We start from the raw sequence: 18,724 nt of genomic DNA on the forward strand, positions 1-18,724 counted from the left end.
CACACCCACCGGACATCAGCAATCTCCCCATTACCCCGGGAGACTGCCAAGACCCGACCTGACGCGGCGAGGCTGGTGGCCATCGACGCCGCCGTGAACGATCTGCCCGCGCTGATGGGCGAGATTTTCCTGCTGTGCCGAGATGATGATCTGTCCTTCGCGGAAATTGCGGGCCGCCTGTCCATCGATGCTTTAGCCGTCCAGGCGTGCCTCGCCGAAGCGCTGGCCATGGTCGCGACGGTGATGGACGGGGAGAAGCCCAGTCGCTCGCAAAACGCAAATATCGAGCCTGCGGAACGGGCGCTGCGACAGCGGCACCGCGCCTATTGCGAGCAGGCGTTGCGCATCCGGGGAAGGCGGGAAATCATAGCATGGGGCGATGCTGAAGATGACGACCTGCTCGTGAGGCAGGCGGTTCTGGCGACGATGCCAGTGCAGGTCCGCGAGGCTTTTCTGTTGAACCGGCTCGAGGGACTGAGCTATGCAGACATCGCTCGACGCCAGCGGACCTTCAAATGGATCGTCAGGCGTCGAATGTTGCGCGCCATTCGAGCCATTGCTCAAAGCCCGCTCTCCTATGCCGACTGGCTGAAGGAACAAGGGCGTCGCCTCACGACACCATCTGCAATTCAACATGATCATCCTGCGACGGTGCCGTCGAAACCCTGAAGGGTTGGAGCGCATCTCCGGTTCGGATGACGCTCACGGGGCAGAAGCCCTGATCGAAGATCCGCGATGCGATGCGCTCCGCATTTTCGCGGCTGCACAGGGCGCGGCGCTTGGGCGAGATGGGTTCATCCTTGGCGAACATGACATTCCCTCATCGGTGCAACAGGATAGACGGCCTCCCCTTCATCCGAAGACCGTCTTATGGACCCGGGTCGTCGGCACGATGAGCCAGTGCCGATCCATGAAGTGGTTGATATGGCAAAGGCTGCCACCTTGGGCGTCGCGGAAGCGCATGGTGCGGCCACGCTTTTCGACGATGAATTGATCGCGTGTCTCTCCGTCGGTGAACCGCAATGGGGATGCCAAGCGCACCCGGTCGCCGCTGCGGAGGGCACGGGAGCGAAGACGCAATCGGGCAAGGCAACGCCGGCGCCAATCGAGCGCATATTCGCTGTCAGTCGTCGTCAGCAGGCCCAGAATATCGGCGGGGCATTCTGCTTCGTGCGGCCCTGCGGATTCGCTCATATCCTTATATCCGAAATTCTCACCGCTTGGGCTGCGGGGACTCCATTTAACGAGACAGACGACAGCGAAGACCTCACCCGGAATACCGTTGGTGATGGACTGCACCGCTGCATAATAGACGCGGTTCCCTGGACAGGAAGAAGCCAGAACCCGAAGACCCTGCGTCGTGCCATCTTCCAATTCACGTTCATAGGTGAGTTGAGCATCCAGATAGGCGCTCGCGGTCTTGTAACCGCCCATCGAGCTGAACGGCATGGTGAGCCATCCCATGGCTTATCTCCTGTGTTGAATGTTAGCCGGTCAGGGCCAGTCATAGGTCGGAAGGTTGGCAATCGGCTCGCAGTCGCGGTCGAACTGATCCAGGTTATCCCGATGCCCTCGGCAAAAGCGAGGCATTCCTGCAGCCGCTTTGGCATCAGTTCACGGCTGGTCGACTTGACCCAGATGAACCAACCATATTCCGACCAGCGTTCGGCACGAGATGACTTTGCCATAGGCCTGGATCGGATTTCTGACCGGGAGGATGGACGACTTCGACATGACGGTCCAAGGCCTCGGCGACAGCTGGCGTAACATGGGCCGTCGAGAGGTGAAGCATTTTCGAGATTTCCAGGGCCATGATGTGTCTCCCGATCAGGCGGCCAGCGCGGCCGGGTGGTCCGCAGCGGCAGGCATAGGTTTATTGACCTCATCTGTGCTTTCGCTGAATTGTCGCAGATAGGTAAAGGCCTGCTCGGCCTTGGACGCCGCGTGGATGATCGCGGTCGTGTCCGCTTTCAAAACGGAAATCCATTGACCTACGTAGCTTGCATGACTATCATGCAGTTCATGGGGCAGTCCAAGATCAGCACAAATCAGACCTGAACCTATTTCGGCGACGAGTTCTTCGAAGCAATAAGCCTTGTCGCCAAATCTCTTGCCGAATACTCTTGCCAGGCGTGACGCGGAACCGGACCAGTGCAGGCTTTCATGCGCGCGAACACTGGCATAATAATCCATCGACTTGAATGATCGCGGAGCGGGCAGCTGAATATAATCCCGTGACGGATTATAATAGGCTTCATTGCCGCCATGGCGGACATCAGCGGGTATGGCGTTGAAGAAGCGATCGATCTCAGCCTGCCGTGCCGATGGGTCGATAGGTGTGTCCGGCAGGACCGGTGGATAGTAGAAGTCGGGCAGGCCATCGACCTGATCGCAATTATAAACGACATAGTGGCGCAGGAAGCGAAACTTGCGATCACGTTCCTCTCCGGTCGCTGGATCATTCTTCCTTTTGGTAAAGGCCGAATAATAGACGGAGAGCGAACCGGACTCACCGGACCGCACATTGCCACCAAGCTCCTCGGCTTGCCGGCGGGTCATCCAGAAGCGCGAGCGATAGCCGCAGGCGTCAGCAATCGCCCAGAGATAAAGATTATTGATGCCGGTGTACGGCGTGCCGCAATGGCGCAGCGGCCGGCCACCGGCGCCAGTGACAGCCCAGGGCCGTTTCCAGGGCGCCACACCTTCTTCCAGCTTGCGGATAATGAGCGCGGTGATTTCTGCCGCGACCTCGCGGCTTGTCTTCTTGGACGCCATGGCCGTTCCCCTAAGGTGCGAGGCGTGGACCCGCCGACGGGTCGATCGTGCCGGCGGGTCGTCGGGAGAGAAGGGGCGATCGATCAGGCCGCTTCAGCCGCGTCATCCACCGCTTCTTCTTCGGCGGTCTCATCGACCGCATCGTCTTGTCCGGTTTCGTCGTTCCGTTCGCCGGCCTCGGGGTCCTGAGCCTCGACCGATTCCGCTGGCTCGACGCTGTCGGCAGCGGTGTCGCGGAAGCGCATGATGTCCGGAACCCAGGCGAGAGCCGCTTCCTTCACCTCCGGTTCGACGATCGACTCGCCGGCGAACAGTTTATGGCAGCTCGCGGAGATCTCCGGCTTCTTGAGCGTCGCATGCCGCGCCATGACGGCCGGTCCCCCAACCTCATTGAGCAGCGCCAGCGTCGAGGCCTTGGGAATGCGATCGAAATAATTTTCCGACGTCGGCCGCCACCAATGGGCGGAGTCGATTTCGAGTATGGTACCGAGCCGATCGTGGAGAGGCACCTGCTCGTTGCGATATCCGGCCTTGGCCTCCAGCGACATCGCCACCGCGAAAGCAAGCCATGCCGCCTTGCTATCATCATCCAGGGCGCGGAATGCCTCGAAGCGATCGATGACCGACTTGTGATCCTTCCATGCGACATTGAGGCCATCATGGGCCTCGGCAAGATAATCGCGGGCATGGGAAGCAGGCACCGCACCCGAAACAGGATCCTGCGGCTTGCCGGCCCGGATAGTGGAGCCGACCGGGTCCGAGCCGTAACCGCGCTCGTCGACCATGCAGAAGATTGCATAGTCGAGCGCAAGCGCTGGTTCAGCCAGGAGGGCCGCTGCCAATATGTCGCGGCGCTGCATCGCGAGTTCATCATAGAGACGGGCGCTGAGTGGCTTGCCGCCGGGCGCGACATTTTCCGGCGGAAGGCTGGGCGCTGGGGAGGCACCGCCCCCGCCCGAGAGGCTGGTTCCCTCGCTGCCATTGCCAGTGCCCCTCCCCTCCTCGGCCTCGGTACGGATGGGCTGCTCGCTATAATAGCAGCTGTCGAGCTTCATCGCGCCGTCGGGCTGGAGGGTGAGGAAAAGGCCGACCAACGGCTTATAAGCGTCGGGCAGGATGGGAGCGCGATTGTCGATTTCCTGCCATTCGGCAAAGAGCGCGTCATCTTCGCTGTTGAGCGTATCGTAGGCTTCTTCGGCCAAATCCTCATCTTCGAGCTCGGTTTCGATCTCCTCGCGGCGCACCTCGATCGCCTGAAGACGCTCGGCCTGTTCCAGGGTCAGCTCGGGCTGCGGGAGATGGACGCGGTACAGTCCATGCGCCGCGCTATGGGTATAGCTGCTGGCAATCGGGCGGATCCAGGCAAGGCCGCTCTCTTCGCCCAGGCGCGCGGCTTCCGCTTCCATGATCTCGCCGGCGAGACGGTGGGCGATTTCCGGGTCGATCCAGCGATCGCCATTTTCGCTGAAGAGATCGCGGTCGATCCGTCCGCCTTCCGCCTCGTAGCGCTCGTGCCCGACGAGAATGGCGATCGCGTCGCTGGCGTTCATCGTCTCGTTGCTGATGGCACGGCGGATGGTATCGGCCGAGGTGTAGGAAATATTGTAACTGTCCCAGACGAGCAGTTGCTTGTCGCGATTTTCGGTCGAAGCGAAGGCCTTAGCCATATCGAGCGTAATCTCGCCTTCGCTGAGCGCGGTGAAGATTGGTTCGGCAAGCGAGGCGAGCCGCAGCCGGCCTTCCACGAAGCGCCGGGTGACACCGAAGCGTTTCGCGACCCCGTCGATATCGCCGCTCGTGCCGATGAAATGCTGGAAGGCCCGGCATTCTTCGGCTGGCGTCATCCGCAACTGCTGGAAATTGGCAGCGGTCGAGGTTTCGGTGAGTGTCGCTTCGTCGCCCTGGAGAACCTTCACTGGCACATCATAGGCGCCCGCATCAATGTCACCCTGTTCGGCGAGCAGCATGAGCGCGCGCAGCCGGCGGCCGCCGTCGAACACCTCAAAGGTGCCGCGTGGCTTCTTCGCCGGCGTGACCAGCAGATTCTGGAGAACGCCGCGCGCGTCAATATCGGCGGCCAATTGCGGGATCTGAAGCTGATCATCGGGCCGCTTGCGGACGTTGATGGGGGAAAGGCGGAGCTTGGAGAGCTTGATGGAATCGATCACGGGGGTAACTCCTTCTGGCGTCCGGTTCAGCCCGGACACCCTCCCCGCTCCCCCTTCCCTTTCATCGCATCAGGTTGGTTCGAGGATTTTCCCCAGGATCAACTCCGCTTCGGCCACCGGCAAAAAGACCCGAGTCCGAAACTGGATGATTTCAGTGAAGGCGCCCAACGATTTAAGCCAAGGCAACTGGGCCGCCGGCGCCCCGACCAGTTCGATACGCGGCTTGCCGTTCACGATCGCCCGCTTGACGGTGATCGCGAAGGGACGGACAAGGTCGACGCTCCGGCCCGACAGAACCGATTTCGCAATCTGGTCCGCCGGGAGATTGTCGGCACGATCCACGCCTAGCTTGGTGTAGAGGTGGGCGACATGTTCATCATAGACCATGCGGCCCAGCCAAGAGCGGCCATCGGCCGTGGCAATGCGGTTGACGATCAGATGATCGCTCGGAAGCGCTGACCAGATGGGCAGCAGCAATCCGGTCGCTATCCGGATGGTCTCGCGTTCCAGCGTCTGCGCAGCTTCATCGGCCTCGGCCGCCCAGCGCTCGGCAAAATCCTCGCGCAAGATGGGTTTCCAGGCGGTTTCAAACATGTCCGCTACGCGCTGATATTCCCGCCGGGTGGGCCGCATCAGCTCGACGCGGGGAATGGGCGTACCGTCATTCTCTTCCATCAGGGAGCGTGCCTGCACCTGTAGCGCCACCTTGCCGGACTTGCCGTTGATCAGAAACTCCGACGCATCATCGGCATCGGCGATCCGAAGGATGCGTTCCAGCGATACGGGCGTTCGGCGTCGGGCAACCTCGATGGTGATAAGATGCGAGGTGGCGCCGCTGAGCGGATCGGTGCGCAGCACGGTATCATCAAGGATGGTCGCATCATCAACCAACATGGTTTCGACGCCGACATCGAGCCGCCCCGCTTCGCGCGCAGCCGTGACACGGGTTTCGACCAGCGTCAGGAACTCGTCGAAAATCCGGTTCTGAAGATCGATGGGGAGCGCGAGCAAGCGATTGAGCCAGCGCTGGATCGGCGGCAGGTCCTCCTTCAATATGCCGTCCTTGTCGGTCAGTTCGAGCCCGGTCAGCTCCTCGAACTCGGTAAAGCTGACGCTCTGAAGTTTGCCGTTCACGAGCAGGTGGAACCAGCTGGTCAGCGCGGCACAGGCATATTCGCTCTCCAGATTGTCGGCAGGGTCGAACAAGTTTTGGCCGCCGGTCTGGCGCTGGCCGCGCGTGAGCGCACCCAGGCTATCGAGCCGCCGGGCGATCGTGCTGGTGAAGCGCAACTCGCCCTTGCAGTCGGTCGTGACCGGCCGGAACAGCGGGGAGCTGGCCTGGTGGGTACGGTGGGTTCGGCCGAGGCCTTGGATCGCCCGGTCAGCGCGCCACCCCGGTTCGAGCAGGAAATGAACGCGCTGCTCCTGGTTCACCACGTCGAGCGAAGCATGATAGGAGCGGCCGGTGCCGCCGGCGTCGGAAAAGACCAGGATGCGCTTGGTTCCAGCCATGAATGCCGCAGCGTCGGCCTGGGACGAGCGGGTGGATCGGCTTTCCAGCTTCTGCGCGCCACCGCCGGTCGATACCAGCCTTTTGGTCCGCCCGGTGACCTCGGCGACATGGTCATGGCCGAAATGCTCCAGCAGCCCATCGAGCGCGGCCGCGATCGGCGGTAGCGCGCAGATATGCTCTATGAGCCCGGCGCGCGCCGCTTCGGCCTGTGGGTTATAGACAGGATTACCATGATCATCGGTCATCGGCTCCGATCGGGCGGTGCCAGTATCGTCGGTGAAGACCCGCATTTGGCGCGTTGGAAAGGCGCGTTCGAGATAATCCACCATGAAATCGACCGGAGACAAGTCCAAACTAAGCTCCGCCCGCTCATCAGGACTGAGCGCTCCAAGGCGACGATCGAGAATGGACTCTGCCGTGGTCACAAGCTGCAGCACCACCGATTGACCCTCGCGCAAATGGTGATCGACCGCAGCGATCACTGTCGGCAATTTCATCGAGAGAAGCACTTGGCCGAAGAAGCGCTGCACCGTGCTGTGCAGGCGCGACCGCGCCGCGGCATTGGCGCCGCTATTGAGGGTCGTGTTCTCAAGGCCATCGACAACGCCGGTCTGTTCAAGCGCCGCCTCCATATTGCGATGAATGACCGACCACGCCGAACTATAGATGTCGTAGATCTCGATCTGTGCCGGGGTCAGGCTGTGCTTGAGCACATCATATTCAACGCCGGCGAAGCTCAGCGCCCGGCAAAGGTAGAGGCCCATGGCCTTCAAATCACGCGCCACCAATTCCATGGCCGCAATGCCGCCCTGACGGATGTCGGTGATGAACCGTTCCCGATCGGCGAAGGCCGTTTCTGGTCCCCACAGCCCCAGGCGCACCGCATAAGCAAGATTGTTGACCTCGGAGGCGCCGGTGGCCGACGCATAGAGGACGCGAGCGAGCGGAAGATGGTTCTGGAGCCGGACGCCGCAGATACCCTGTTGCGATCCAGCCTTGGCGCCAAGAGCCCCTTCCCCGCCTGCCACGCCGCCCATCTCATGGGCTTCGTCGAAGGCTATCACGCCTTCGAAATCAGCCCCTGCCCACTCAATGATCTGCCGCAAGCGGCTATGATCGGATCGCATCGAGCGGAGGGTCGGATAGGTGACGAACAACACCCCGTCCTGGAGCGTGATGGGCTCGTCGATCTTCCAGTTGTTGATCGGCTGGATATCGGCTGCGACGCCACCGAGCGCAGTCCAGTCGCGGCGCGCGTCTTCGAGCAGCGGCTCATTCTTGGTAACCCAGATGTTGCGGCGACGGCCGGCGAGCCAATTGTCGAGGATGCAGGCGGCGACCTGCCTCCCCTTCCCTGCCCCGGTGCCGTCGCCCAGGAAAAAGCCCTTGCGATAACGGTCGCCATCTTCGGCTATGACAAGGCCAACGCCCTCCTTGTCAGGCCTGGAGCGTCCCGGCTGGAATTGCGACCAGGCGTGGCCGGCATAGACGACGGTTTCGAGCTGGGATGCGGAGAGCAGCCGTTCCGTGACGGTCCGTTCGGGCAAATGCGGGACGTAGCTTGGGATGGGCGCCGGGATCGACCCCATGGCGATCGACTCCACCAGTGCGGTCGGATGTTCGCCGGCGGATGTGAAAGCTATACGGCTGGGCCGATAGGGAAGATAGATGCCGGTCTGTTCGAGCAGCGGCGCCGGGATATCGAGCGGCGTGTAATCGACCGGCAGGACATCATTTTTCACCGGCGCATGCCAGGGTCGTGGCGCGGGCTTGGTGCTTTTGACCGCGCGGAACAGGGAGATGCCCGCGCTACGTTTGGGCGCGGGGGCCGTGACGGTCCGAACCTCCGAGCGCGCAGCAACCGTGCAGCAATCTAGGAAATCCGCAACGGAGGCCCGCTGGATCGTCGATGGAACTGTGCCGCCCGGCACTTTGTCGATCACGAACAACCTGACGGCGATCGATGTGCCATGCTTGGTGTAGCATTTTTCCAAGCGCAGCGAGGTTCGCACGCTTGTATCGCGCAGGGTGGTTTCGAACTGGTCGCGCATCCGACCGTTGTTGCTGAACCAGTCGGGCATGATAGTGACGAGTCTTCCACCTGGGCGAAGCATCCTGAGCGCGGCCTGGAGATGACGAACGGCGGCATAGTCATCGGCACCGCGTCCAAACGAGCGCGCGAAAGGCGGATTCATGAGAACGAGCGTCGGCCGCTCGATTGATGCGAGGGTGGAATTGAGCGTCGCCCCGTCATGGCCGGTGATGCTGGCATGAGGGAATGCGGAGGCGAGCCGCGCGCGGCGGGCTGGATCCAGTTCGTTGAGGTGCAACGATTCATGTGGACCGCACTGGGCGATCAGTAGGCCGTTGCCCGCGCTGGGTTCCAGGATGATGTCATCGTGCTGCACATCTGCGAGCACCACAGCCAGCGCAGCGATATCGACGGGGGTGGAGAATTGCTGCCAGGCAATCTGTTGCTCGCTGCGCACCGTCTGGGTGGGCAAGCGGTCAACCAAGGTGATGGCGGCTCGCACCTCGGTCAGCGATGATGGCGGCGTCGGTTGCCGCACCAGATGCAGCGCCAGCGCATGTTCAAGGATCTCGAAGCTGTCGCGCTGGGTCCAGCGGCCGTCGGCATCGCTTCCGCCGAAGGCCTGCACCATGGCATCATTGAGGTGGCGACGTGTTATCGGTTCATTGCCGTCAAGATGGCGACAAAGCAAGTCAGCGGCCTCGCGGTCGGCGCGGGCGGTTGCCTCGAACAGGTCGGTCATGAAGATCTCCGAAGGTTGGCTGCCCTCCTGGCAGCTGCACCTTCTCCCGATCCCCCTCCCCTTTCCTGTCCCGGACCGTATCAGCCAGGAAGGTTCGCCCCCTGCTCCATGCGGGCGGCGAGAAGCTCGGCCCAATCACCGAAATTCACGGACGGCGGAGCATGGTGGATAGCGAGACGCGGCCGAGCATAGCGCTGAGCGGCCACGTTGGCGGCACGGAGGCCCTCAGGATCATTATCGTGGGCGAGCATCAGGATCTCGACATGATCAGGGATGATCAGCTGATCAAATCGGCGCGCGCCGAGGGACGCCCAGCAGGGAATGTTGCGCAGCAATGTGAAGGCGCGGGCGTCTTCGAAGCCTTCGGCAATCCCCAGAATCCGGCGAGGATATCCACCCTGCCACGCACCGTGCCGGGGCGTTCCCAGCATCGCCTTGTGTGTGTAGTCAGCCGTTTCCGGGTCGAGGAATATTCGCTGAATCGCCGTCAGTTGCCGTCGCTCGCGAACTGCGACCAGCAAAGCGGGTAGGAACTGGGTGTGAGGTTTGGGCAAATAGGGACAGCGCGGATGATAGCGGACATCCGGCGGAATCGTGGTGAAGTGACGCCGCGCCAGATGGCGTTCGCCAAGCGTGTTACGAACGTCCACGGCCTCGTTCCAGACGCGAACGGCGTTGCCGGTGCCAGCCCGGCTTGTCGTTTCAGGTGGCGTTCCGCGCTGGGTGATGCGAACCCGGGTCAATTCTCGAAGAACGTCCTCACGGGTGCAGCCGGCAAAGCAGGTGACCAATATACCCCGATCGCCCTGCCGAAGGGATAGACTCGGATCATTGTCGGCATGGGCCGGGCACCGGCACATGGCAATGGGACCGTGCCACCTGCCACCAAGGGCCTGGACCAGATCGACGAGTTCCTGGGATGGTTTGTGCGCAATGAGGGACATAAGCATTTCTCCTGCTCATGCCCCTCCCCCTCTTCTCTCTTCAGAGGTGGCCTGGCAAAACTGGACAGTGAGCTAAGTGGATTTTCTGCCTGACGGCGGCCAGGATGGCCGCGAGACAGGAGCAGAGATGAGCAAACGACCCCGCCGGAACCACAGCCCGGCTTTCAAGGCGAAGGTGGCATTGGCTGCCGTGAAGGGCGAGAAGACGCTGGCCGAGTTGGCGCAGCAATTTGACGTGCATCCGAACCAGATCACGACGTGGCGTAGCCAGTTGCTGGAGGGCGCAGCAGGCGTGTTTGGTTCGGGCAACGCGTCGGAAACGGGCGAACCGCCGGTCGACGTGAAGACGCTGCACGCCAAGATCGGCGAGTTGACGCTGGCGAATGATTTTTTGGCCGGCGCGCTCGGGAAGGCCGGTCTGTTGCCGAGCGCAAAACGATGATCGACCGTTCGCACAGTTTGCCGCTGGCCCGGCAGGCGCGGGAACTGGGGATCAGCCGGGGGAGCGTCTATTACCTGCCCAGGCCGGTCTCGGCGGCGGATCTAACGATCATGCGGCGCATCGACGAGTTGCACCTCGAATTTCCATTCGCAGGCAGTCGGATGCTGCGCGATCTGCTGCGGCAGGAAGGCATCGGGATCGGCCGCCAGCATGTCGCCACGCTGATGAAGAAGATGGCGATCGAGGCGATTTACCGTCGCCCGAACACATCGAAGCCGATGCCAGGGCACAAGATCTACCCCTACCTGCTGCGCAAACTGCCGATTGTGCGGCCCAACCAGGTCTGGGCGACGGACATCAGCTACATCCCGATGGCGAGGGGGTTCGTCTATCTCGTGGCCATCGTCGATTGGTTCAGCCGGAAGGTCCTGGCTTGGCGGGTGTCGATCACGATGGAGGCCGACTTCTGTGTCGAAGCATTGGAGGAAGCGCTCGCGCGCTTCGGAAAACCGGAGATTTTCAACACCGACCAAGGCAGTCAGTTCACTTCGCTCGCCTTCACCAGCGTGCTGCACCGGGAGGAAATCGCCATCAGCATGGACGGACGGGGCGCATGGCGCGACAATGTGGTGGTCGAGCGCCTGTGGCGCTCGGTGAAATACGAGGAGGTTTACCTCCGCGCCTACGCCGCGGTCAGCGAAGCCCGGGTATCGATCGGTCGTTATCTGAACTTTTACAACGCAAGGAGGCCGCATTCGAGCCTTGGTGCCCGGACCCCGGACCAGGCATATTTTGACAACCTGCCGCTGGCGATGGCAGCATGAGCCAAAGGCCAGCGAAGCTAATTTGGCCGCCGATATGGGGCGTCACTCCGGTCGGGCTACGCCCTCCCTACATGACGCCCCATATCGGCAGTGCGAGCAAAGAACCGGCAGACGATCCACTTATCAAGTGCCGATCCCTGTTCAGACCAACCCGGCCACCTCTCTTCCGGCCTCGCTACGGCCATGGCAGCTACAATTCGCGCGTGCCTGGGTCCGGTGCCAATGACCAATAACCCTTAATATGAGCGTGCCGCGGACGCTCTTATTAAGGGTTATTGCTGCAAGCCTGAATATGGATTGCTTTGCGTGCCGGTCCCATCGGCGAACGCGGCGGTAACATCTCCTCGATGCCGATACCTGCAGGACGCGGACGGGCTACCGCGGCAATCCTCTAATGCATGAATGAAGGGGGCCGCATCGCGGCCATGGCGCGCATTTGCGGGCGAAGGGCAAGTTCGGGTTGGATGCAAATAGCTTCTGCGCAATCCCCACGAAGGAGCGCGTCGATGGCCTTTCGTGCCTCTGGCTGTGACCGATGGAATGGATAGCCGGCGTCGTTCGACGTCCTCATTATGCCCTCTCCTACGAGTCGTTGGACGGGGAGCATAGGTCCAGCAAGCGCCATGTCGAAGCATTATTCGTGAGTGTGTCGGCGGCGGTTTCCATCGTCTCGTACACGTGAGCGATGAGCGTTCCCGAGTACCGGCTACGACTGCCTACGAAAGCAAACCGGCTCGGTCACGATGGACCATTGAATATTAAGATTATCACTGTATATTGATAACCGAGATATTCGAATGGAACAGATGATGGCATCGATCCCCAATAGCGAACTGGCCAGTCTCGGCATTGAGGCGCTGGCCGGTTCTGTGCATGAAATCCGCGAGCGGCTGAAGGGGGCGGACGATGACCAGATCGTTGCGCTCAAGCTCGACCATGGCAGCAAGCGGATTACTGCGGCATTTGCAGAGGCCGTGCGCCTCATTGCACCGATGATCGTACGCAAGATCGCTGATCAGGAAAATGCGACGCTCGAAAAGCTGGTCGACGCCCTTGTCCCACAGGTTCCGTTGCCCGAGCACCTGCTGACCGAAGCGAGGATGAACGCCGAAGCGCGCAAGGCGGTTCTGGAAAGCGGAGAATGGTTGAGCGCTGCCCAACTATCAGAGATTGCTGGTTTTAGCGGACAAAATGCCAGCGCGCAGCCCAACAAGTGGAAGCGCGAGGGCAAGATCTTCGCCTTGCGGCGCAATGGCAGCGACTATTATCCTGGTTACGCCCTCGATGCAGATGCGGGCTATCGCCCTGTCAAGCAGCTCGCGCCAATCCTGAAGCTGTTCGGCAATGATTTGGAAGATTGGGATATCGCGGTCTGGTTCGCGTCTGCGAACAGCTTCCTGGGTGGCGTGGCGCCGAAGGATATTTTGGCGAGCGCGCCTGACCGCGTGCTTGCGGCGGCCGAAGACGAGATGGCAGGGGTGCTGCATGGGTAAGGCCAAACGTCCGGCCACCCCAATGTCCAGCAAGTCCACCGCTCCTGATGTCCCGACAGCGACCCGCGCGGCTGCCGGCATTGGTGCGACGCGGTTGATCAAGGCACCGCCGTCGGACCTCGATAAGTTGGTGAAGCGGACAAGCTGGACATCTGGCGAGATCATTCATCGTGTCCATCCAGATGTGTACACGGCGGATCAGTTTAATCCCGGTCTCAACGGCAATGCGCGGTTCAGTCCGATCTGTGATGCCGCCGGCAATCCTATCCCAACCGTCTATGGCGGCACGACCTTCGAGTGTGCAGTGATGGAAACTGTCTTCCACGATGTCCCCTTTGCAGCGGGCCTGAAGACAGTCGCCAAGCGGAAAATCCGGCATCATCATCATTCGCAGCTCATTTCAGCTGCCGAGCTGACGCTTGCGAACCTCACCAACAAGGCCCTGCGGAAGCTTGGTATCCCACGCGCCGATCTGATTGACACGGAAAAGGATCTCTACCCGCAGACGCGAGCATGGGCCGAAGCGGTTCATGCCCAATGCGCCGACGTGCAAGGCTTATGCTGGGTGTCTCGCCAGGACGACACTGCTCAGGCGATCATCCTCTTTGGGGACCGGCTTGCGCCGGGTCTTTTGACCCTTACCGCGCCATCGGTTGACCTTGTCGGAGATGACGCGACTTATGCGGGACTCGTCAAATTGGCCGACGACATAGGGGTGAAGCTTATCGGCAGATAAGCCGCCGCTGGTTGGAGCGATCAAGTGCCATCGGTCAAACGATTTTCAGATGCGGACTGGATTCTTTGAGAAGGTGAGCCGCAGCGTATCGCTGCGTGACGGGGCTATTGTGCTGCTTCGTCCGAACTCGCGCAAAGCATCCTCACCTTGGCACATGGCCAACCAAGGGACGAGTATGCGGTGATTTGTCCCCGTCCTTTCGCGCCGTGTGCATGTTGAGGCGGGAAATCAGTACAGGGCATTGCCTTTCGCACCTTCTGGGTACGAGGAAAGGTGGCTGCAGATACAGGTGGTTCGTGGCAAAAGAGCATTTTCGAACCTTCCGTCGCAACCTAGTTCGGAAAAAATCTCCTAAACCGGCAATTTATTGACAACCATAGCGATGCTTCATATTTTATTGGCAACCGTACTTCGCGAATGATTCGGCTGGGGCTCCTTTATGATTGATACCGTTTCCAACCTGAAGGCCATGGTCGAAAACGGTGAGGCCCTTAGTGCCCAGTTGAAGAAGGTCGCTTTTCGACCGCGGGCCCGGAAAAATCTCGAATTGACCTTTGGTCCGGGACGCGCAGCGGATTTAATCGGTCGCACTCCCGAGGCGTTGACTAAGGCAGAGGCGAAAGGTCGGCTGCCGGCCCCCAAGATTGGTGCCAACGGTCGGCGCTATTACACGCTCGAGGATCTGACGCTCATCCGTCAGTCTCTCGGGATCATTCCGGGAAAGCAGGCACATGAGCCTGCGGTCGTTTTAGCCGTTCAGAATTTCAAGGGTGGCGTCGGGAAAAGCACGATCACCAAGCATCTGGCCGATTATCTTGCGCTTCAGGGGCTAAGGGTACTCGTCGTAGATTGCGATCCTCAAGCCTCGACCAGTTCCTTGTTCGACGTGGACCAGGAAGAACTCTGGGATAGCGACGAGACGCTTGCGCATTTCTTGGCTCCTTCCGCGCCGCTCAGCGAATTTCGCCGCACCATCCGTGATACCGCTTGGCCAACGACCAAGATCGTCCCGTCGAGCCTAGGCCTGGGTGAAATTGAGTGGCACATGGTCGCAGGCGCGGAAGGGCGCGAAGAGATCATGCGTAGGTTCGGTTTGCTCAGGGCCGGTATCAGTCAAGTTCGCCGCGAATTTGATGTGATGCTACTCGATCCACCTCCAGCAATGGGATTTCTCGGGATGAATGTTATGGCCGCTGCGAGCGGTCTCGTTGTCCCGGTTCCGGCCCGGCAGCTCGATTTTCTATCGACAATTCACTTCATGACCAACATTGCCGACACGCTGGAAGCTCTCAATGAATATAACATGGGCGTGAATTACGACTTTATTCGAGTTGTTGCCTCAAATTACTCGCGATCCGCCGATGGGGAGGCCGGTATGCTGCGTATCTTGCAGCAGATGTGCGGCACGAACATGTTGACCAATCCCATTCTAGCGTCTGAAGAAATCAAGAATTCGGTACAGGAGTTCCGGTCGGTCTATGAGTCCGACAAGCCGATCTCCTCGCACAAAACCTTTACCCGTTGCCGAGACAACCTCGATCTGGTTTTTTCGGAGATCCTTCATGTGATCCGGCAACAATGGCCCTCCACGAGTCTGACGGGTTTTGGCGATCAAAATATGCTGGATGGTGAGGCCGCATGAGCAAGCGCGCGTTATTCGACGAAGTCATTGCCAATGCGGCTGCAGAGCAAGGTGAGAGCACGTCCGCTGCTGAAGGGCCAGCCCAGTCCCGCGCCCGCAAACCAATGAATTTCGCGACGCGGCGGCTCGATAATTTCGAAGAAGCCGCCAAGATGCTAAAAAAGCCGGCGATTTCGCTCAAGCCTGATGAAGTGTCGATCTGGCCGGGCAACGCACGGGACTATTCAGCCCTGAGCGAAGATCGAGTCCGCACGTTGATTGACTCGCTCGTCGCGGAAAATGGGAACCGAATTCCTGTCATCGTCCGTCCGACCCCCAATGGGGAGAAGCGCTATGAACTGATCACCGGTACGCGGCGGCATTGGGCGATCGCCTGGCTCAATGCCAATAATCATCCCGAGATCAGCCTCTATGCATCGATCGAGGATCTAACCGACGAGGCAGCATTTCGCGTCGCGGATATCGAAAACCGTGAACGGGAAGATATCTCCGACTACGAACGGGCGACAAATTATCGCGAGGCCCTCAAGTCCCATTATGAAGGCGTGCAGCGCCGGATGGCCGAGCGACTGAAGCTGAGTCCCGGCACGCTTTCCCGCTATATTGCTCTTGCCGAGATGCCGCAGACGATTGTCTCTGCCTTTGGCTCACCGCGCGATCTGACTCTCCATTTCGCGAAGCCTCTCCTGCCTTTGATTGATGATCAGGAAAAGCGCCAGCGAATGGAAGATGCTGCCCGCTCGATCGCAGAGGAACAGAGCCTCAAACAGAGTTTCGACGAAGCGATTATCCCCGCCAATGAAGTGGTGACGCGGTTGCTGTCTGCGGCGAACAATAAGCAAGCCCGGGCACGGAGGCAAAAGCAGAGCCTTCTTACGCAATCGGGCCGTGAATTCGGAGTGGTCGAACGTGATCGCGCCAGCGAGTTGATGATCAAGATCGTTCCTTCTGAGAGTTCCATTGACGAGCTCATGGAGAGCTTGAGGGCTGCCATTGAGCGCTCCAGGATTTGGGCAAAGGGTAAGGCGTGAGGCAAGCTCAGCGCCCATTTGTCAAATGCACAAAATGGCCGATTTGCCGTTTAAAATCATTATGTTCGCATGGATGTTGCCGACGGCAACATCTTGCAGCTTTTAGCGTTCGAGCGTTTTAGAAAATGGTGGAATCCCCCCCTAGTCTTGGCCGGCAGGTCCAGCTCAGTTTTGAGATGTTCACGCCCCTGCCAGACTTTGGGGATATATCGTTGCGCGACTATCAGGAGACGATGCAACGCCCCTTCTTCTCGCTAGCGAAGAAGCGCGTGAAGCCGATCCAATATCTTAGTCCTAATGGCCAGGTGAGCGTCCACGTTTCAGCCAACCCGCACTACGGGATGGCGACTATATGGGACGCGGACATCATGATCTTCTTCGCATCCTATTTGAACGAGCAGCGGCAGCGCTCGAACAACTTGTCTCCTACGATCCGCGTTCATCCAGCGGATATTATGAAACTGATCCGCCGTGATACATCCGGGAGAGCCTATGAGCGGATGCGCGACGCGCTCGATCGGCTGCAGGCCACCACCATAAAGACGAATATTTGCGCGAAGGGCAAATCCAGGGAAGTGACTTTCTCGTGGATCGATAGCTGGACCCAGTTGATCGACGAGCGACGCAATAAAGTCCTGTGCATCGAAGTGACGCTTGCAAAATGGTTTTTCGACGGCGTCCTGGACCAAAAGTCCGTCTTGACCGTCGATCCCGCGTATTTTGATCTTAAGGGAGGGATAGAGCGTTGGCTCTATCGCGCTGCACGCAAGCACGCCGGCGGTAATGGTGCGGAAGGCTTTACTATCGGTTTCGACACACTTCTTCAGAAGAGCGGTAGCGAGCAAACGTCAGCTAAGTTCAAGGCGTCGCTGCTGGCCATTGCGCGTGCCGATTCCTTGCCCGAATTGCATCTAGAGGTGCTGGACGAGAAGTCGGCCCATCCAAAGCTTTGGATGGTAATGCGCAAAGACTGGCAGGGGAAGGCAAAGCCTCAGCAAGTTCTACCCGCCCCTTCCGCAGCAGAACCAAAACGAGAGGTTGTGCCGGCCACGCGAACGCGGAGCGTTAAACGCCTTGCGGAAACGCTAATAGATCCCGAGGATCTTGTTTCCCCGGCCGACATGGCAGCCTTGGTTGCCAGCACGGCAAATGGCTTTCGCGTGTCTTCACAAGGGCCAAAAACCCTTTCGCCCTCCCCTGCCCCCGTTTCATCTGCAAAGCCGGCAACCCGGCGCCGCGGTAACCGTGCACAAGATGTAATCGATCAGGAAACCTACACTGCCATTCGCCGGGATTTCCCAGGCTGGGACCTCGACGTTCTGATGGCGAGGTTTGATAATTACATTGCAAACAACCTTACCGAATTGCCGGCGAATTATTCCAAGCGCTTCTACTTTTTCATGAAGAGCCATCACCAGCGGAACAAGCACACCTTGCCCGGCAGTTAACCGGCTTAGAGGGTTTGCAGATGACTTAGTTTGCGTCCCATCGGTTGGAAGTCGGCTTCCTCCCGCTGAAAAGATGCCTCTCGGCAACTCCTATTAGATCAGAATGTACGGTTCATCGTGCTATCGCGGATAGCGGAAATGCCTCATATTTACCCTGGTGCTCCACGCCCAACTGTAGAGGATGTCCCCTGACAAGACCTCCGTTACGCCACTCTCAAGGCCGTGTCTGATAGCACGATGCGAGCATGCGTCAGGACGACGTCAGTGCAACGGGGCTGATATCTGCCCCCCTCCCCTTTCCGGCTCTTATCCTCTTCGAAAATCGAATAAGAATTCAATGGCTCTCTCGAGTACGGCTAGTTGGAAGCCGATGCGCAATATCTTTGGAAACACCAGATAGACGATTATTTCGTTCACAACGGGATACAGAAGCTATGAATCTGACCTCAGCCAGCAGCCCCAAGGTTTCTAAGAACAAGAAAGCGCAAAATCCATTATTATCGTGTTTTTTCAATGAAATAGATAAGATGTTGCCTTCGGCAACACGAGCCTTCGCCCCCCCCCCCCATGCCTCCCCGGTACGTGGTCCGCTTCAAAGTTTGTGTTAGTCGATTTGAGGCATCGCTCCCGACTAAACGATTGCATCCACCAGCGCTCAGCGGCTTAAGTAAGTCAAGCAGGTACGAGCACCCGATTTCTCGTAACGCGGTGCGATGATCTTACGACCGCCTGCCCATTTAAGCGTGCAATCTCTGCGTCCCATTTGGTCACGGTAGCCGAACGAATTCTACGCTTATGCCTGTTAGGCGAATCCGGATGCCCCCTGCCAAAGGGCGAGTTGCCGGTTATTAAAGCGGGATGTTCCGCTGATGCTGCAGACAAATAATTAGCTTCCACGTCGGCTATTATCAGCGCCGCTATGCACAATCTTGTC

12 protein-coding genes are annotated in these 18,724 nt (G+C 59.5%); 7 read left to right on the plus strand and 5 right to left on the minus strand.

Annotated features, from left to right (window positions below; genetic code table 11):
* The first annotated feature begins 75 nt into the window (after positions 1–75).
* Positions 76–669: a sigma factor-like helix-turn-helix DNA-binding protein gene (locus tag VVT58_RS21020; RefSeq protein WP_061934261.1), complete on the plus strand. Its 594-nt coding sequence runs from the start codon at positions 76–78 to the stop codon at positions 667–669.
* 183 nt (positions 670–852) lie between these two features.
* Here VVT58_RS21020 and VVT58_RS21025 read toward each other — a convergent pair whose 3' ends face one another.
* From VVT58_RS21025 to VVT58_RS21045, 5 genes are all read right to left on the minus strand, one after another.
* Complete coding sequence (locus VVT58_RS21025) at positions 853–1,464, minus strand: DUF6927 domain-containing protein (protein WP_061934259.1); 612 nt, start codon at positions 1,462–1,464, stop codon at positions 853–855.
* Positions 1,465–1,827: 363 nt separating this feature from the next.
* Positions 1,828–2,775: an ArdC family protein gene (locus tag VVT58_RS21030; RefSeq protein WP_061934257.1), complete on the minus strand. Its 948-nt coding sequence runs from the start codon at positions 2,773–2,775 to the stop codon at positions 1,828–1,830.
* A gap of 83 nt (positions 2,776–2,858) precedes the next feature.
* A complete protein-coding gene (locus VVT58_RS21035) occupies positions 2,859–4,943 on the minus strand; it encodes a ParB/RepB/Spo0J family partition protein (RefSeq protein WP_061934255.1) in 2,085 nt (694 codons plus the stop codon).
* A gap of 69 nt (positions 4,944–5,012) precedes the next feature.
* Complete coding sequence (locus VVT58_RS21040; protein WP_061934253.1) at positions 5,013–9,230, minus strand: strawberry notch-like NTP hydrolase domain-containing protein; 4,218 nt, start codon at positions 9,228–9,230, stop codon at positions 5,013–5,015.
* Between the two features lie 80 nt (positions 9,231–9,310).
* On the minus strand, positions 9,311–9,880 hold the full coding sequence (locus tag VVT58_RS21045) for a toprim domain-containing protein (RefSeq protein WP_352000170.1): 570 nt from the start codon (positions 9,878–9,880) through the stop codon (positions 9,311–9,313).
* 421 nt (positions 9,881–10,301) lie between these two features.
* Between VVT58_RS21045 and VVT58_RS21050 the strand changes: the two genes are divergently transcribed.
* From VVT58_RS21050 to VVT58_RS21075, 6 genes are all read left to right on the plus strand, one after another.
* A protein-coding gene (locus VVT58_RS21050; protein ID WP_099187111.1) for an IS3 family transposase occupies positions 10,302–11,440 on the plus strand; the annotation gives its coding sequence in 2 pieces (ribosomal slippage) (positions 10,302–10,569 and positions 10,569–11,440; 1,140 coding nt in all).
* Positions 11,441–12,237: 797 nt separating this feature from the next.
* Positions 12,238–12,933 carry a hypothetical protein gene (locus tag VVT58_RS21055; RefSeq protein WP_226870471.1) on the plus strand — a complete coding sequence of 232 codons (696 nt, stop codon included), beginning with the start codon at positions 12,238–12,240 and terminating at the stop codon, positions 12,931–12,933.
* Positions 12,926–13,669 (plus strand): RES family NAD+ phosphorylase, encoded by a 744-nt coding sequence (locus VVT58_RS21060; RefSeq protein ID WP_061940023.1) that lies wholly within the window; start codon positions 12,926–12,928, stop codon positions 13,667–13,669. Before VVT58_RS21055 ends, VVT58_RS21060 begins: the two co-directional genes overlap by 8 nt.
* A gap of 439 nt (positions 13,670–14,108) precedes the next feature.
* Positions 14,109–15,311 (plus strand): AAA family ATPase, encoded by a 1,203-nt coding sequence (locus tag VVT58_RS21065; protein WP_061940020.1) that lies wholly within the window; start codon positions 14,109–14,111, stop codon positions 15,309–15,311.
* A complete protein-coding gene (locus VVT58_RS21070; protein WP_061940018.1) occupies positions 15,308–16,342 on the plus strand; it encodes a ParB/RepB/Spo0J family partition protein in 1,035 nt (344 codons plus the stop codon). Before VVT58_RS21065 ends, VVT58_RS21070 begins: the two co-directional genes overlap by 4 nt.
* Positions 16,343–16,554: 212 nt before the next feature.
* Positions 16,555–17,790 carry a replication initiator protein A gene (locus VVT58_RS21075; protein ID WP_226870473.1) on the plus strand — a complete coding sequence of 412 codons (1,236 nt, stop codon included), beginning with the start codon at positions 16,555–16,557 and terminating at the stop codon, positions 17,788–17,790.
* Positions 17,791–18,724 lie beyond the last annotated feature (934 nt).

It is taken from the genome of Sphingobium sp. SJ10-10 (assembly GCF_036038995.2).
Lineage (GTDB): Bacteria > Pseudomonadota > Alphaproteobacteria > Sphingomonadales > Sphingomonadaceae > Sphingobium.

What these genes read in the sequence shown, in the direction of transcription:
- VVT58_RS21065 (WP_061940020.1), top strand. Translation starts at nt 14,109, where the DNA reads ATGATTGATACCGTTTCCAACCTGAAGGCCATGGTCGAAAACGGTGAG.
- VVT58_RS21025 (WP_061934259.1), bottom strand. Translation starts at nt 1,464, where the DNA reads ATGGGATGGCTCACCATGCCGTTCAGCTCGATGGGCGGTTACAAGACC.
- VVT58_RS21040 (WP_061934253.1), bottom strand. Translation starts at nt 9,230, where the DNA reads ATGACCGACCTGTTCGAGGCAACCGCCCGCGCCGACCGCGAGGCCGCT.
- VVT58_RS21060 (WP_061940023.1), top strand. Translation starts at nt 12,926, where the DNA reads ATGGGTAAGGCCAAACGTCCGGCCACCCCAATGTCCAGCAAGTCCACC.
- VVT58_RS21030 (WP_061934257.1), bottom strand. Translation starts at nt 2,775, where the DNA reads ATGGCGTCCAAGAAGACAAGCCGCGAGGTCGCGGCAGAAATCACCGCG.
- VVT58_RS21070 (WP_061940018.1), top strand. Translation starts at nt 15,308, where the DNA reads ATGAGCAAGCGCGCGTTATTCGACGAAGTCATTGCCAATGCGGCTGCA.
- VVT58_RS21055 (WP_226870471.1), top strand. Translation starts at nt 12,238, where the DNA reads ATGGAACAGATGATGGCATCGATCCCCAATAGCGAACTGGCCAGTCTC.